Raw genomic sequence first — 14,490 nt, 5'->3', positions numbered from 1 at the left:
GGAGTATAGATGAGCGCCAGCTACAATGAGATGGCGGGCCGCCTAATGGTGGCCCTGGATTACCCGGATGCCAAGCGGGCAAAAGCATTGGTGCAGCAGCTGGAGGGGATCCCGTGTTATATGAAGGTCGGCATGCAGCTGTTCTACGCGGCCGGTCCTGATTTTGTCAAGGAATTGAAAGCGCAAGGTTATTCCGTGTTTCTGGATGTGAAGATGCATGATATTCCGAACACGGTAAAAGGCGGAGCGGACAGCGTAACGCGGCTGGGTGTGGACATGTTTAATGTCCATGCCGGCGGCGGCGCACTCATGATGCAGGCGGCAAAAGCCGGGGCGGAGGCTGCAGTGGCGGACACCCCGGGTCTTGCCATGCCTACCATCATTGCGGTAACCCAGTTGACTAGTACTAGTCAGGATGTCATGAATAACGAAATCGGTATCCCGGGTTCGGTAGAAGATGCGGTCGTACGTTATGCGAAGCTGGCTCAGCAAGCGGGGCTGCATGGCGTCGTCGCTTCATCGCTTGAAGTGGGGGCCATAACATCCGCATGCGGACAAGCGTTTAAGACCGTTATACCAGGTATTCGTCCGGCCGGTGCGGATATCGGAGACCAGGCACGGGTCCTTACACCTGGGGAAGCCATCCGCAAGGGCAGTCATTATCTGGTTGTCGGCCGCCCGATTACGGAATCCCCGAACCCGAGACAAGCAGCAGAACAGATTATTGAGGAGATGATTCAAGCATGAGTACACTCGCGAAGATTCCACATCAGATCGCATCTTATTTGCTGAAGATTGAGGCCGTTTCCCTTAGGCCCCATCAGCCGTTTACATGGACGTCGGGAATGAAGTCCCCGATCTACTGTGATAATCGCCTGACGATGTCTTTTCCCGAGATTCGCGACTACATTGCTGAATCGTTCGCAGCCGTCATCCGGGAGCAATATCCGGAGGCCGAGGCCATAGCCGGAACGGCCACAGCCGGGATTCCGCATGCGTCCTTTGTATCCCAGAAGATGAATCTGCCAATGTCCTATATTCGGGACAAGGCAAAGGGTCATGGCAAGGAAAACCTGATCGAAGGCTTGATCAAGCCCGGTCAAAAGGTGGTTGTTATCGAGGATCTGATCTCCACGGGCGGCAGCTCTCTAAAAGCGGCGCAAGCGGTCAAGGATGCTGGAGCGGAGCCGCTGGCGGTATTGGCTATCTTCAGCTACCAGCTGGATAAAGCAGTGCAAGCCTTCGCCCAAGCTGGGATTCCGCTGCAGAGCTTGTCCAACTACGGAGCGCTGATTGAAGTTGCGCTATCCGAGAATCGGATTCAGGAACAGGATGTGGAGCTTCTTCAATCCTGGAGATCGAATCCTGCTTCCTTTGGGGTGTAAATAACTTATATAAGCTAGGATAATTTGGCTGTCGCCTTTGCGAGTTATCGCAGAGCGGCAGCTTTTTTATATTCTGGCCAAAGCTAATCCGCGGAGGGTGCCGGGTTGACAGCGGATGGCTGGATCGTTACATTAGGACTTGTACGCGGCTGCAGCCAGCTATCGGTGTCCTTATGCTGATATAGAAGGGATTTAGTCTAACAGATGAATGCAAAGAAAGAAGCAGTGCTTGAAGCCGGGAAGCGGTTGTTCATGGAGCAGGGGATTTTGCAGACGAGCATGGAGCAGATTGCCGAAGCGGTCCCCGTTTCCAAGATGACGATTTATAACTACTATCAGAGCAAAGAGGGCTTACTGGACCATGTGGTGGACCGGATGGTCGAGGAGCTCATGGCGCTGTACCGTGATATTATGGATCAGGCAAAAGATCCGCTTGAGGCGTTAACGGTCTTCTACAGGGATCAGGACAAATTTTCGGCGTTGGTATCCCAGAAATTTGTGGCAGATCTGGCCAAATTCCCGGAGCAGATGGACAAGCTGCTTCAATTCAACCAGAAATTCGTTGTTCCGGAATTCGAAATGCTGATCTTTAAAGGCCAGCAGCTTGGACAGATACGGAAAGACATATCTCCCCAGGTACTGGTTGCATTCCTGACTTTCATCAAGGAATTTACGGCACGGACCGAATGGTACCATGGTTTGGGAAGCCTGAATGCGGTCAGTGAACAGCTGATGACGATTCTATATCACGGAATTATCCAGAAGGAAGATCCGTCTAATCTAATATGAGTATAAGGACATTCCAGGGTATTTTGGCCCGGGAATGTTTTTTTATGAAATTTTACTGCTAAATCGTTTGAAGATGGGCTGATTTGGGTATATGTTCCTATAAATTTAGGGCCAGGACTTGGTAGAGGGGAAGGAGACGTCTCACCTATAATAGTAATGATAACCTCAGATATAAACACAAAACAGGCGGGACTGACCGTAAGGAGGAGAGATCTTTGGAAGTTACATCCAGGATCAAACTGACCGGCAAACAATTCTTTGTACTAACCGGCATCGTCGGTGCGCGGGCTGTCATTGGGTTAGAGGACCCTTTCCGCGGAACGCTGGCCGAAGAGATGCCTGTAGAAGTGGCCAAGATTGAGCAGGAGCTGCAGGAGAAAGGCTTGATCGATACGACGGATACTGAGCCGGTTCTTGTGCAGGAACTGCTGGAATACATAGAAGTATGCAGCCGTACCCTGTTAACGATACATATGAGGGTGTCCGGTTCCGACGAGGGCCTGAAGGAATGTTTCATTTATTACAGTTCAAGCCTGGTTGTAAAGGCCAATATTGAAAGCGGGCCTGACGGTGCGAGAGTCTATGTGCTGGAAGCGCTGGGAACCCCTTCGGAGGCTTGGCTTAAAATTATCAGTCACCTGCAGTTGGAGGATAGGAAGAACCGGGATACAGCTCCATTGGCTATGCCTAAAGGCTGGTTCCAGCAATGGATGAGTGCCGAACAAGGGGAGCAGGAGCCTCGGAAGTATTTGCTTGCACAAGGCTACCCGGAATCTGTCGTTTCCGCCTTGGCCGATAGCGTCAGCCATCCGGAGAGATATGCAACCTTCACAGCGTACTATTGTCCTGATCTGAACTGCAGAATACAGGGAATCGAACTGTTGAGAGGACAGCATTCCAACTGGTTGATTCGCAATGAAGGCGAACAGGATCAAATTTGGGGCGCTACAGTAACGGAAATTATTCGGGAGCTTGGCGCGGTAATAGAGCGAATTAAATGAGATAAGGGCAGCAGCTTGCACTCTCAAGTTATTACCATCTCGATCAACGACATGGAGGATTGTTAGATATGACTAAAATACGTGTGGTACCTGACATGCTGAACCAGCAAGGCGCAGCGGTATCTGATATTGCACGGGAAGTCCAGCAGCTTCAGGAGCGCATGCAGCAGCGTATCCAGAGTTTGTCCTGGGAGTCGCGTCATCGTGCCCAGGTCGAACAGCGCCTGGCCCAATGCAGGGCCGCCTGCCAGTCGGTGGTTAGCCGTCTGGAACAAAATCGAGGGCAGCTGGTGAAAAAGGCGGGTGATTTTTCGCAGACGGATCAATCGCTTGGCAGCAATCTCAACTTCGGCAAACAATCGGTTGCCCAGGTCAGTCCGCATCTGCTGCTTCAGGCGAGTCTGGCACAGAACGGAAACAAGAACACGCAGCCGCCCGTGACAGCAGCGGGGGTTGAATTCAATGCACTTGCGCCTTTTGGCGGAACGGCGGATCAATGGAAGAGTAATCCGCTAGCGGCCGCAGGGGTATTGTTCGGAACGGCAACGGCATCGGGTACGATGTATAAATACTGGGATATGTACCGGAACGGCTTTGGCGTGTGGCTTGAGAAAGACAAGCGCGGCAATATGCGAGCCAATGTGACGAACGGGATGCTGGCCAATATTCGCAAAAAATCCTATGCCGAATACAACTGGCGGAATCACCCCCGAATCCCGAAATACGTCCTACCCGGCGCGGCTGTTAAAGACTCGCTAAGCTGGAAGGGCGGTAAGCTTGGTTACGCAGGCATCGCCATGCAAACGGTGGGAAATCTGGTGACCAATATCAACGAGAACAAGAGCGGGGCAAAAATAGCCGGAGATGCTGTGGTTGATGTGGGGGTCGGTGTGGGTACAGTCGTAGCATCCGCTGCGGCTGGCGCTAAGGCAGGCGCGCTGATCGGGACAGCAGTGGGCGGTCCGATTGGCACCCTTGCGGGTGCGGCCATCGGCTTCGGCGTATCGGTGGGTGCTTCCTATGTTATGGACGGCATTAAGTTTACGGATTTTGACGAGGACGGGAAGAAAGATACCGTAACCGAAGGATTGAAAATGGGGGCGGAGAAGATAGGTTCAACGATTGCCGGATGGTTCAAATAAAGGGAGTGTCATTGATGAGCGCAAAGATTTCAGAGGAAGAACAGTTTCATTTTCGGCTCATCCCCGCCGAGCAGATACGGGGCGGCATCGTATGCTTTTTATTCATTATGCTGATCCCTGCGCTGGTCACGCTGGCAGCGCCGATGATGTCGGTATATATGTATGTGGCTGCGGCGGTGTGGGTGGTTATGCTGCTGTGGGGAATTGGCCTGAGTGCAAATCCATACCGCTCTGAGGTTGGTTTTGTGCTGTATTTGGGAATATACGGACTGGCTCTGGCGGTCACTTGTCAGATCGCTATCCTCAAAATGATGTATGACATGGCCGGAGTTGAATCGATTCTATATGGGCTTAGCTCGGCAGCGGTGATGCTTCTGCTTCTCCTTGTGTTTTATGTGCTGCATTTTAGAGCGCTGCAGCAAGGGACCTACCAGTCTATGGAGCGCAGTGGCAGCGTCGGTAAAGCGGGCAAAACGGCCTTACTGTTTGCTGCTATAGGTTATGCGGCATATTACGTCGTAGTGGCGATAACCGGCGATCTCGGCGGATTTGTAATGGGCATGGCGGCTTTTTCCGTGTTGTTGATTCTCGGTCTCTACATGGCCGTTGTTTTCATTCATCGGTATATGTTCATCCAGAACAACATGGATAAGCTAAAAGCTCATTATCCCGTACTGGGATTGCCGAAGGAGCAGCGAAACGCAGCGTTTCTGAATAAAATGAATCAGGGCCGTACGCCTGCGGCACCGCACCGGAAGAGCAAGAAAAGGAGAGGGTAGTTATGGCGCAGCAGCTGCTGCCGAACGGATCGATTGTCATTTTGAAAGAAGGCGAGAAGAAACTTGTGATCTATGGTCGAAAGCAAATTCTGGCGCTTGATCAGCCGCAAATGTTCGACTATTTGGCGTGTCTATATCCGGAAGGTTATGTCAGCCCGGAGTTTGCCTACGTCTTTAATCATGAGGATATCCAGGAGATTATATTTACCGGTTACCAGGACGAAGAGGAAGAACAGTTTCAGGCCGTACTGGCCGAGACGAAGCCTACATAACATGCGAGAAGATATCCATAAAGGGAGGAGTGAGGTAGAACCATGCCAGGACGCATAGAGGTATCCCTCGAGGAGCTGCGCCGCGCTGCGGCAGATATTCGAAGCGGGAGTGATTATGGCGGGGAATTGGTCGCCCGATTGTCCCAGGTCATTGAAACGTTGAATGCCGAATGGGAGGGCGTTTCCCAGCAGCGGTTTCGTACGGAGGCCGAGGAGACGAAGGCACAGCTGATGAATTTCATCCAGATGATGAATTCGATGGAGCAGGAGCTTATGAGCATTGCCGCCCGGTTTGCGGAGGCTGACGGCCAATAGGCGCAATTAACAAGGTGGGAATCAGTTGTATCCGTATCACGATGTGGTAAGGGTATGGCTGATTGTTTTTTATCGGGAGATCGTGAAGAAGTTTATTGATCTGTGTTTTTTTTGTGGAAGAATGGACATAATATGACAGCATTACATTATCATTCGGGTAAGGAGTCGCATAGGATGAATTGGGTATATTACGGAAAGCTGTATACAAGCAAATTTCAGGCAGGGTGCTTTGCTAAACGTTTGGAGCAGGATGGCTGGCTGTTCGGGTACCATGATCCGCGGATGGTGGAGGTTTACCGTTCCAAAAAGGGCCGCTACGGCGTGCGGTTTATGCCTTGAGGAAAATTCCATTAAAACAGTACTTGACTTGATGCAGGGTTATGGTGTATATTTATTCTTGTCGCTGTTTGATACAGCATTGACGCGGGGTGGAGCAGTTCGGTAGCTCGTCGGGCTCATAACCCGAAGGCCGCAGGTTCAAATCCTGCCCCCGCAACCAATTTTTAAACGATGTATGTATGACGTCCTTATGTTTATGTGTACATGTATGTTCAGGGCCCTTAGCTCAGTTGGTTAGAGCGGTCGGCTCATAACCGACTGGTCGGGGGTTCGAGTCCCTCAGGGCCCACTTTATCGAAAATCCTTGCGATGCAAGGGTTTTTTGCTGTTTATAGGGCTGTTTGGTTGCATGAAAAACTATGGTGAAGAAGGTGAAAAGCGGCAAACTAAGGTGTAAAAAAAAGCCTTAGACTGCTGCTTTTTTATTATACTAACGTTCTCCGTTAGGCTGCCGCGGTGGTTTTATTCTGCTAAAGTTCCTCGTTTGTTTAATCATTCAAACTTTCGTCGAGCCTTAGATGTCGTAATTCAATTTGCTCGGTTTAACTGTATTTATTAGCTACTAACGAATGAGCTGATTCCTAATGTGGACATTTGATTAAGGTATCATAAATTGACTGTGAAATAATATTGTGGAATCATAAAGTAGGGTGATGAAATGAAGAAGCTAATAAGTATAGAAAATACGGAATGCTCAACTGCTAATAGAGGAGGTAAGCGAGTAGGGGCAGGTCGCAAGCCAATAGGCACAACTCGAAAAATTTCATTAACTTTACCACAGGAATGCTGGGAAGAAATAGACCGTTATTGTCGCAAAGGGGATTATTCTGTTTCCGAAGTACTAAGATCCATTATAGAGGATAACCTTCATAATGCCGATCTCTTATGAATAAGTAGGTTGGAGGCTCATGTTATGATAGATAGCTATATAAACTTAGTTGATGGACGGCTTTATTACACAGTTTCAGGAAAAGGCGATCCTGTTGTTCTGATACATGGGAACTTTAATGATCATCAAATCTGGAATGAACAAGTTGACTCATTTTCTGCGCAGTATAAATTAATTCGATATGATCTACGGGGATATGGTTTTTCCAGCACACCAAACTCCCCCTTTTCCAATGTAAATGATTTAAAAGCGCTGATTGATTCCTTGAAACTTCAAAACGTTACTTTAGTGGGTTCTTCCATGGGTGGCGGCGTTGCTACAGACTTTACTCTCACTTATCCTCATCTAGTCAAAGCTCTTATATTAGTTTCACCCTCCATAAACGGTAATACTTATCCTTTGAAAATGATGTGGCAAGGAACAAAAAATTATATTAACCTTCGTTTGAAAGGCCGTAAGAAAGCTATTGACTCATTCATAACGAATCGTTTCTGGCAGTACTTCTTCCCTTCCATTAGAAAAGAAGAAGCTCGAACAAAAGTGATCAATAATGTCAGGAACCCTAACAACTTCTGTAGATTCTCTCCGAGCCTCTCAGTTGCTGTTAAACCTTATGCTTTCATTCGATTACATGAGATAAACATACCGACCCTTATTGTAATTTCTGATAATGATCATTCATTTAACACAGAGACTGCGGAAACTTTACATAAAATTATAGGACTATCATCAAAAATTATCATTAAAGACGGTGGCCATCTTCCATTTATCGAGATGCCATATGAATTCAATCAAGTAGTTCTTGATTTCCTGTCAAAAAGAACATGATTTTTTAAAGATGAAGGGTTAGATCTCTACTAGAGTTGACGAATCAGAAGTGCTGCAGTTACAGTGAGCGATGAGGTAAATGTGTCATCGTAAACGGCATGTTTTTGAAAAATGTATAAATCACCATTTAGAGGCAATACTCAAAATGAGTGATGCTTCTCCCTGTTGAACATTACTCGTCTCCACTTACTTATGAGAGTTAACGTGGGAAAGAACCCTGCTGGCTTTAGGCTGAGGGGGTTCTATTTTGCGTTCTGGTTTATAGTGGGGCCTGATAGGTCCACGACAGAGCCAGCGTCATGCCTGACAGGCTTTTTATTACTTCTTTTCTAATTTCTCGAATTTCTTTTTCACCTCATCTTTTTTATCGATATCTATTAAATTAATAATTTCAAAGATATCCTCTTTGTTTTTAATCTCATAATGCTCAGCATTTAATCTTAAATTTTTGGCGAGTTTCCTTGCAGAATCAAGATCATAATCCGCCGAAATGTATTCATCAATCGATCTTGTAATGTAATCGTGCGCAGTCTCCTTCTTATCACACGCTACCGTTAGAACCGATAGTAAGACCAATATAATCAAAAATATCCTCACAATGATTGCCGCCCTTTAATGTATTATTTTCCAGTCTATCAGACCCAGATGTTTATTTCTACATTCATTTCTTTAGGTCCTCATGACAAAAAGTCATCTGATATGACATCATATCGATTCTTTCTCAATGCAGAAGTGACGTTTGATTTCGACCCAAATGGAACATTCGACAAAACTAAAATCAAATTTACATAATTATACCCAATTAAGGTTCCTGAATACTATATACTCCAATAATATCCAAGTGTTACAATTGAAACAAAGTTAATGTGAATTAACTTTATAAATATCGGGAGGTGTTAGTATGGTTAAGATGGGGAAAAAATTTGTAATATTCTCTTCGATCATTGCAGCTGTTATGACTGTAGCAACACCAATATCTGCAAGTCCTATACAGACAGAATCTAAGATAACGCCTCAATATTGTAATCCATGTAAAGTAAAAGCAGGTTATTTGTACCCAAAAAGCCAGTATAGCAGAGACTATTTTACACCATTACATTACATTACTGTGGATGGGGTTGAGTACTTTTTTTGGTACATAGATGATGATAAATCTACAGCCACACACTGGTATACTGTTTGGAAAGAAGAATAAAATCGAAAACCCTTGCGATGCAAGGGTTTTTTGCTGTTTATAGGGCTGTTTAGCTGCATGAAAAACTATGGTGAAGAGGGACCGTTTCTATAAATCTTGGCGCCCAATTGAATTCAAGACTTGCGCTAGGACTAAAGAACAAGCGCCAATTATCAGCAAAATAAGTACCATGATAATAACAAACTTCTTTCCGTTCATCATTTTCACCTCGGAAGGATTATACCAAATATTCAACTCCCAGTGAAACAAGATCCAGGACTACCACACCTTTATTTCTACAGACGGGTGCAAGATACAGCAAGCAGGAGATTTACCTCTCCACTGTATCGGACAACTGATTTATTAGTAGCTGACATGCCGTTCCTCCTCTTATTCGTTTGTCTTGATTGGCATCGGTTTTAGATTTGCTGCTTCACAATTCCGGGAGATCGATGATTCGGTCAAGCGCGATTTGTAATCGGGGGCGACTTACGGTACATTTTAATGGAGTCGTAGGGGGACGCGCTTATTCATACGGCTGCTGCTGGTTTGGATGCAGCTCATTTTAGCATATAGGATGGGGGATGAAGGTGTCAGAGTGGGTATTAGATCAGTCCTGGGGACTTCCGGTGTTGCTCGCCTTCTTGGTAATCGTATTTGTATTTGAATCAAGGAAAGCCTTCAAGGCATATAAAGAAAAAAGACGGTTTGAATTGGGTTGGTCTCTGTTGTTTGCCCTGGTGGCTTTGCTGGCGATGATTGTCCTGGTGGCCTATTAAAAATACATAATCAAAAACAAGACCCCGCCAGAAGCTTCCGGCGGGGTCTTGTTTTTGATTAGCTGTTAAAGTTGTTACCTTTCGTCACCGTTCATTCATGACGGCCTCTGTAGCGGCCCAGGCTCTGCCTGCACGCATGGCCAGGAAGAAGCAGAGGATGAGAACGATGGACGCGGAGATATAAGGAAAGTTGATGTCCAAATCAAACAGATATCCTGCCACCAGCGGTCCCGCAATGTTTCCCAGACTGGTGTACGCCGAGTTCAGGCCGGCCACGTAGCCTTGCTGATCCTTCGCCAGCTTAGACATTTGCGTACCGATAGCGGGACGCAAGATGTCGATCGACAGGAATACCAAGAAGGTTACAAAGAATATGAGCCAGTATTTATGCACAAACAGGGTTAACAGGATACAGATTCCCGCGGTAAGCAAACTGAGCGTAATGACTCTTTTCTCACCGAAGCGGTTTAGGATCCAACCGAATATCGTCGCTTGGACGACGGCACCCGCAATCGACCCAAATGTGATGATCATGGCAATATCTTTAGGGGTGAAACCGAATTTATGATCCACAAACAGGCCGAACACCGTTTCATAATTGGCAAGCCCGAACGAGAGCACAAATACAATGATCAAACTTAGGAAGTAAGGCTCCTTGAAAGAACGCACCAGCTGAACGGCCAGGCTCTCCTTCTTCCGTCCCAGCACGGTCGGTGCTTCCTGCTTGGTTGACGATTCCGGGAGCAGCAGCAGCGTTACCAGCGCGGCAATACCACCCGCAACGGCAGCGGCGTAGAAAGGAACGCGAATGCCAAACTCTGCGATAAATCCTCCGATGCCCGGTCCGATGATGAAGCCTGTCGTAATCGCCGCATTAATGAATCCCATGCCTCTGGCGCGTTCCTCATTCGAAGTCACGTCGGCCGTGTAGGCCATAACTGCGGGCATTATGAGTGCAGCGCCGATACCGCCCAGCATTCTTGAGGCAAACAGGAGCAGCGGTGTGCTGGCAGCTCCGAACAACCATTCCGATATGGCAAACACCATCATGCCGGTGATGATGATTTTTTTACGGCCCATGGTGTCGGACAATCTTCCTGCAAGTGGGGAGAATAACAGCTGTGTTAATGAAAAGGCGGCAACGAGCATGCCTACCGTGCTTCCGCTAATATGCAGTTCCGTCATATAGGTTGGCATAATAGGTATGACGAGTCCAATCCCGGTGAAGACTAGAAATATATTGAACATGAGGAGCAGAATGGCTCCATTGTTTCGCATCAGTAATGACATGATGATTCCTCCAAAATAAACAACGATTTAATAAACATGATGAAATGATTGTAATACGGTATACAATATACTGAACGTTCGGTTTGTGATAGTCTATGAAAAAAAGTTGATATTTTTCATGATTTCTTTTCAATGCCATGCAGAAATACTTTGATGGCGGCATGATAAAGGGCAAGCGCATTTTCCACCTTCGTTATACGCGACATCTGGCTTAAGCCAACAATGAGGCTCTCAAAGATAACGGACAGCTGCTCCACATTATGATTCTCAAACTCCCCGCGATCCATCCCTTGCTGCAGCAATTTCTGGTTGAATTCCAAATGGCTCCTAATAATCTGAACGATTCTTTGTTCTACTTCTTCGCTGACATCGCCATTGTTGTTTATAAATTCATCAAGCGCCTTAGAGAAGGGGTGGTTCAGATCATCAAACACCAGTTGATCGGCTATTCCGTACAGCTTGTCAACGGTGGTGGTGTAATGCTGCTCTTTGCTGTTCCATTTCTGTTCCCACTCGAGGTCCCATTCCTCAACCAGATACAGAAACAGCCCTTCCTTGCTCTTGAAATGATAATAGATATTCCCTTTACTGCTGCCCGTGGCCTCAACGATTTCCTCAATTGACGTTGATTTGTAACCCTTCTGCATAAAAAGCGCCTTGGCGGCTTCAGCTATTCGTCGCTTGGTATCTTCGGTTTGTTGTTGTTTTTTATTCACGCATGCACCCCCTTATAAACCCTTGAAAGCTGTTCAAAATTTATATACTGAACGTTCGTTCTGTATCTTATCAAATGGACTTGATATATTCAAGAGGAAATTGACTCTGTATTTTTTCGGTCCAAGCGTCTTCCAAAAAGTAACCGTTACCATCAGAAGGCAGTCGGTTATTCTAGAACACTTGAGCGTAATTCAACCCGTTAATGGTTTACTTCAATGAATTTACGCGTTTTCTCATGATAGGAGAGCAGCTCCGAAACGGTCACGAACTCGTAGCCTCTCTTTTGCAGCTCCGGTAAAATCACTTTGAGAGCCTCTACCGTCTGTGTACTGCTTGGCACAAAGTCGTGCATCAGTACGATGTCTCCATTATGAGCATTATCCAGCACTTTTTTAACGATTCGGTTAACACCGGGTTTTCGCCAGTCGAGCGTATCTTGATGCCATGACCATAATACGGTCAGCATACCGAAATCCTTGCTCGTGCGGACAATTGCTTCATTATAGCTGCCTCCCGGTGGACGAAACAGAACGGTTCGAATGCCGGTTGCCTGGAAGATCGCATCTTGCGCCTGGTTTAACTCGCTCGTTAACTTGCTGACATTAATATTGTGAAAAGGAGGATGGGAGTAAGAGTGATTGCCGATCTCATGTCCTTCCTGCAGCTCACGCGCTACGATCTCGGGGTGTTTCTCCACCCGGCTGCCAACAACGAAGAAGGTGGCTTTTGCGTCATATTGCTTCAGCAGATCCAGAATTTGAACGGTGTTCCGCGCGTCCGGACCATCGTCAAAGGTAAGAGCAATTACTCTGTTGTGAGTGGGGACTTCCCATACAATCTCGCCGCGTTCCTCATAATAGCCCCTTCCTTTGGAAGCGGATGGCGCATGGTTGGCGTTGACAACATGATGATGGCAAAGGGAGATGGAGAGAGCGATCCATATGACGGTTGAGAGTTTTTTCATGGTGAGCGGTATCCTTTTCTCTGTTGTTCTAGTCTTCGCGTATGACAGTGGTAGCATATTTATCATTTGGTGATAACGGTAAAATTATTCTTTACGGAAAACGGAAGGATTCGAACGGATGAGTTAGAGGGAGGCTCGAAGCTCTCGGGAATAAGGCTTTGGATAGGGTGATGCGAAAAATTATGAGTTTCATATATTGACATCATATGGTTGGACATGGTATTATCAATTTTGTCGCTAAGACGATATGTGCACACCTAGATATCGGAATAAGATCGCAAAATATTGCGAATTCCACGCGTACCTTCGGTTATGTAAGTGAACGTGAACGACGCTAGGAACATGCGCGGATAAATATGCCGGGGTGGCGGAATTGGCAGACGCACAGGACTTAAAATCCTGCGGTAGGTGACTACCGTACGGGTTCGACCCCCGTCCTCGGCATTATAACAGCGTCTGGTAAGATGCAAAATAAGTCGGCCCCCGTATGGGTGCCGGCTTATTTTTTAAATCGACACAAGGTCAACTCATGATGCGTGTTGTTATTTGATTCAAATTGAACGGAAGATGTTGGTGTTCCGAAAATAGAAATCGCATTCTTTTATGATTCCATGCTGGCCTGTGTGAGGAGGAGAGAGGAGACATGCGGATGTTTAACAATGATTGGGACCTTATTCTGCAGGGAGAAATGGATAAACCTTATTTTCAAGCGTTGATGGAACGGGTGGACGAGGAGTACCGGCGCTGCACGGTGTATCCCCCTAAGGAAGATATATTTCGGGCTCTTCAGCAAACATCGTACCAATCGACGAAAGTCGTAATTTTGGGACAAGACCCTTATCACGGTCGTAGGCAGGCGCAGGGGCTGAGCTTTTCCGTCTCGCCCGGGGTTGCGGTTCCTCCATCTTTACGAAATATACATAAGGAGCTTGCTTCGGATCTGGGAATCTCGATTCCCAATCACGGTTCCTTGCAATCGTGGGCGGATCAAGGGGTACTGCTGCTTAACGCAGTGCTTACGGTTCGCGAAGGCGAGCCGAACTCACACAAAGGGATCGGGTGGGAGAAATTCACCGACACGGTCATTACGAAACTGAATGAACGCGATCAACCAATGGTTTTTATATTATGGGGAAGTTACGCACAGAAGAAAGGCTCCTTCATAGACCGAAGCCGGCATAAGGTGCTTGAGTCCAGTCATCCGAGTCCGTTTGCAGCGCATAAAGGATTCCTAGGTAGTCGTCCATTTTCAACATCTAATGCTTTTTTAATGCAAAAGGGTCTGGAACCCGTGAATTGGGACATCCCGAGCACGTTAGGCGATGGAGATGAATAATCCGCGAGAGGTGACCTTCATGAAACATTGGATTGGTCGTCATGTTGTCATTCAGCGTTTAGACGGGGCAAAAAGCACGGTTGAAGGTGTGTTGAAAGGATGGGATCCCGTTCAGGAAAAAGTGATTCTTGGCCCGGGTGAGCTTGTTATACCGTTTCGCGCCATTCACAGAATTATGCCGAGAAACGCATACCCGGCCTTGAACTCCATCGGTTATGTCGTGAACCATACCATTCAATTTGATAATGCCGTCTATTTTGGATCTTCCGTCATGATATGGAGGGGCAATCGACTGGTGTCATCACAGGCCATCCTGACTTCTCACGATGAGGATACCGTTACCCTGTCAAATGGCATGGTATTGCGTAAGGACGAGCATTATTTTGTGGTTCGGTCCCTGCGCGGCAATGCGTGATTCTTTAAATAAAGGATGTCCCCAGCAGCGATCGTGAAGTTGGCGGGGACATCCTTTTTTGTGCAGATGGAAATGT

The 14,490-nt window shown here is 47.0% G+C and carries 18 protein-coding genes and 3 tRNA genes; 17 read left to right on the top strand and 4 right to left on the bottom strand.

What is annotated here, in order from left to right:
- Nucleotides 1–9: 9 nt before the first annotated feature.
- From pyrF to DP091_RS04235, 12 genes are all read left to right on the top strand, one after another.
- Nucleotides 10–747: an orotidine-5'-phosphate decarboxylase gene (gene pyrF / locus DP091_RS04290; protein WP_113057190.1), complete on the top strand. Its 738-nt coding sequence runs from the start codon at nt 10–12 to the stop codon at nt 745–747.
- A complete protein-coding gene (gene pyrE / locus DP091_RS04285; protein ID WP_113057189.1) occupies nt 744–1,385 on the top strand; it encodes an orotate phosphoribosyltransferase in 642 nt (213 codons plus the stop codon). Before pyrF ends, pyrE begins: the two co-directional genes overlap by 4 nt.
- Before the next feature lie 204 nt (nt 1,386–1,589).
- Entirely contained in the window at nt 1,590–2,174 is a 585-nt protein-coding gene (locus DP091_RS04280) for a TetR/AcrR family transcriptional regulator (protein WP_113057188.1), read from the top strand.
- A 215-nt stretch (nt 2,175–2,389) separates the two neighbouring features.
- Nucleotides 2,390–3,175: a hypothetical protein gene (locus DP091_RS04275; protein WP_113057187.1), complete on the top strand. Its 786-nt coding sequence runs from the start codon at nt 2,390–2,392 to the stop codon at nt 3,173–3,175.
- Between the two features lie 68 nt (nt 3,176–3,243).
- A complete protein-coding gene (locus tag DP091_RS04270; RefSeq protein WP_113057186.1) occupies nt 3,244–4,317 on the top strand; it encodes a WXG100 family type VII secretion target in 1,074 nt (357 codons plus the stop codon).
- 14 nt (nt 4,318–4,331) lie between these two features.
- A complete protein-coding gene (locus DP091_RS04265; RefSeq protein ID WP_113057185.1) occupies nt 4,332–5,096 on the top strand; it encodes a hypothetical protein in 765 nt (254 codons plus the stop codon).
- Nucleotides 5,097–5,098: 2 nt separating this feature from the next.
- Nucleotides 5,099–5,368 (top strand): DUF4176 domain-containing protein, encoded by a 270-nt coding sequence (locus DP091_RS04260; protein WP_113057184.1) that lies wholly within the window; start codon nt 5,099–5,101, stop codon nt 5,366–5,368.
- Nucleotides 5,369–5,410: 42 nt separating this feature from the next.
- Complete coding sequence (locus DP091_RS04255) at nt 5,411–5,683, top strand: WXG100 family type VII secretion target (RefSeq protein WP_113057183.1); 273 nt, start codon at nt 5,411–5,413, stop codon at nt 5,681–5,683.
- Nucleotides 5,684–5,857: 174 nt separating this feature from the next.
- A complete protein-coding gene (locus DP091_RS31220; protein ID WP_164817394.1) occupies nt 5,858–6,022 on the top strand; it encodes a hypothetical protein in 165 nt (54 codons plus the stop codon).
- Between the two features lie 83 nt (nt 6,023–6,105).
- Nucleotides 6,106–6,182, top strand: a tRNA-Met gene (locus tag DP091_RS04250).
- A gap of 55 nt (nt 6,183–6,237) precedes the next feature.
- Nucleotides 6,238–6,311: transfer RNA gene (locus DP091_RS04245), tRNA-Ile, on the top strand.
- Nucleotides 6,312–6,935: 624 nt separating this feature from the next.
- Nucleotides 6,936–7,739: an alpha/beta fold hydrolase gene (locus DP091_RS04235; RefSeq protein ID WP_113057181.1), complete on the top strand. Its 804-nt coding sequence runs from the start codon at nt 6,936–6,938 to the stop codon at nt 7,737–7,739.
- Nucleotides 7,740–8,057: 318 nt separating this feature from the next.
- Here the strand turns inward: DP091_RS04235 and DP091_RS04230 are convergent, their stop codons facing one another.
- Nucleotides 8,058–8,336, bottom strand: a complete 279-nt coding sequence (locus DP091_RS04230) for a hypothetical protein (RefSeq protein ID WP_113057180.1) — start codon at nt 8,334–8,336, stop codon at nt 8,058–8,060.
- Nucleotides 8,337–8,640: 304 nt separating this feature from the next.
- Here DP091_RS04230 and DP091_RS04225 point away from each other — a divergent pair, with 304 nt between their 5' ends.
- On the top strand, nt 8,641–8,934 hold the full coding sequence (locus DP091_RS04225; RefSeq protein ID WP_113057179.1) for a hypothetical protein: 294 nt from the start codon (nt 8,641–8,643) through the stop codon (nt 8,932–8,934).
- A gap of 569 nt (nt 8,935–9,503) precedes the next feature.
- Nucleotides 9,504–9,692 carry a hypothetical protein gene (locus tag DP091_RS04220; RefSeq protein ID WP_258394400.1) on the top strand — a complete coding sequence of 63 codons (189 nt, stop codon included), beginning with the start codon at nt 9,504–9,506 and terminating at the stop codon, nt 9,690–9,692.
- An 84-nt stretch (nt 9,693–9,776) separates the two neighbouring features.
- Here the strand turns inward: DP091_RS04220 and DP091_RS04215 are convergent, their stop codons facing one another.
- The 3 genes from DP091_RS04215 to DP091_RS04205 form a co-directional block, all read right to left on the bottom strand.
- A complete protein-coding gene (locus DP091_RS04215; RefSeq protein ID WP_113057177.1) occupies nt 9,777–10,982 on the bottom strand; it encodes an MFS transporter in 1,206 nt (401 codons plus the stop codon).
- Between the two features lie 116 nt (nt 10,983–11,098).
- A complete protein-coding gene (locus DP091_RS04210) occupies nt 11,099–11,698 on the bottom strand; it encodes a TetR/AcrR family transcriptional regulator (RefSeq protein ID WP_113057176.1) in 600 nt (199 codons plus the stop codon).
- Nucleotides 11,699–11,898: 200 nt separating this feature from the next.
- The gene (locus DP091_RS04205) at nt 11,899–12,663 is read right to left on the bottom strand and encodes a polysaccharide deacetylase family protein (RefSeq protein ID WP_113057175.1); all 765 of its coding nucleotides are present in this window, start codon (nt 12,661–12,663) and stop codon (nt 11,899–11,901) included.
- A 358-nt stretch (nt 12,664–13,021) separates the two neighbouring features.
- On the opposite strand from DP091_RS04205, the gene DP091_RS04200 reads away from it, so the two are divergent.
- The 3 genes from DP091_RS04200 to DP091_RS04190 all read left to right on the top strand — a co-directional run bounded on the left by DP091_RS04200 (nt 13,022) and on the right by DP091_RS04190 (nt 14,414).
- Nucleotides 13,022–13,107 (top strand) — tRNA-Leu (locus DP091_RS04200).
- Between the two features lie 205 nt (nt 13,108–13,312).
- Entirely contained in the window at nt 13,313–13,999 is a 687-nt protein-coding gene (locus tag DP091_RS04195; protein WP_113057263.1) for a uracil-DNA glycosylase, read from the top strand.
- A 19-nt stretch (nt 14,000–14,018) separates the two neighbouring features.
- A complete protein-coding gene (locus DP091_RS04190) occupies nt 14,019–14,414 on the top strand; it encodes a hypothetical protein (protein ID WP_113057262.1) in 396 nt (131 codons plus the stop codon).
- The last annotated feature ends 76 nt before the right edge of the window (nt 14,415–14,490 follow it).

The organism is Paenibacillus sp. MDMC362 (assembly GCF_003269305.1).
Taxonomy (GTDB): Bacteria; Bacillota; Bacilli; order Paenibacillales; family Paenibacillaceae; genus Paenibacillus_AQ.
The sequence above is the reverse complement of the archived record's forward strand: the minus strand, read 5'-3'. Positions and strand labels throughout refer to the sequence as shown.

Coding starts and splice junctions, on each gene's coding strand:
- DP091_RS04205 (WP_113057175.1), bottom strand. CDS start 12,663: ATGAAAAAACTCTCAACCGTCATATGGATCGCTCTCTCCATCTCCCTT.
- pyrF (WP_113057190.1), top strand. CDS start 10: ATGAGCGCCAGCTACAATGAGATGGCGGGCCGCCTAATGGTGGCCCTG.
- DP091_RS04215 (WP_113057177.1), bottom strand. CDS start 10,982: ATGTCATTACTGATGCGAAACAATGGAGCCATTCTGCTCCTCATGTTC.
- DP091_RS04255 (WP_113057183.1), top strand. CDS start 5,411: ATGCCAGGACGCATAGAGGTATCCCTCGAGGAGCTGCGCCGCGCTGCG.
- DP091_RS04195 (WP_113057263.1), top strand. CDS start 13,313: ATGTTTAACAATGATTGGGACCTTATTCTGCAGGGAGAAATGGATAAA.
- DP091_RS31220 (WP_164817394.1), top strand. CDS start 5,858: ATGAATTGGGTATATTACGGAAAGCTGTATACAAGCAAATTTCAGGCA.
- DP091_RS04225 (WP_113057179.1), top strand. CDS start 8,641: ATGGTTAAGATGGGGAAAAAATTTGTAATATTCTCTTCGATCATTGCA.
- pyrE (WP_113057189.1), top strand. CDS start 744: ATGAGTACACTCGCGAAGATTCCACATCAGATCGCATCTTATTTGCTG.
- DP091_RS04260 (WP_113057184.1), top strand. CDS start 5,099: ATGGCGCAGCAGCTGCTGCCGAACGGATCGATTGTCATTTTGAAAGAA.
- DP091_RS04190 (WP_113057262.1), top strand. CDS start 14,019: ATGAAACATTGGATTGGTCGTCATGTTGTCATTCAGCGTTTAGACGGG.
- DP091_RS04265 (WP_113057185.1), top strand. CDS start 4,332: ATGAGCGCAAAGATTTCAGAGGAAGAACAGTTTCATTTTCGGCTCATC.
- DP091_RS04270 (WP_113057186.1), top strand. CDS start 3,244: ATGACTAAAATACGTGTGGTACCTGACATGCTGAACCAGCAAGGCGCA.
- DP091_RS04235 (WP_113057181.1), top strand. CDS start 6,936: ATGATAGATAGCTATATAAACTTAGTTGATGGACGGCTTTATTACACA.
- DP091_RS04280 (WP_113057188.1), top strand. CDS start 1,590: ATGAATGCAAAGAAAGAAGCAGTGCTTGAAGCCGGGAAGCGGTTGTTC.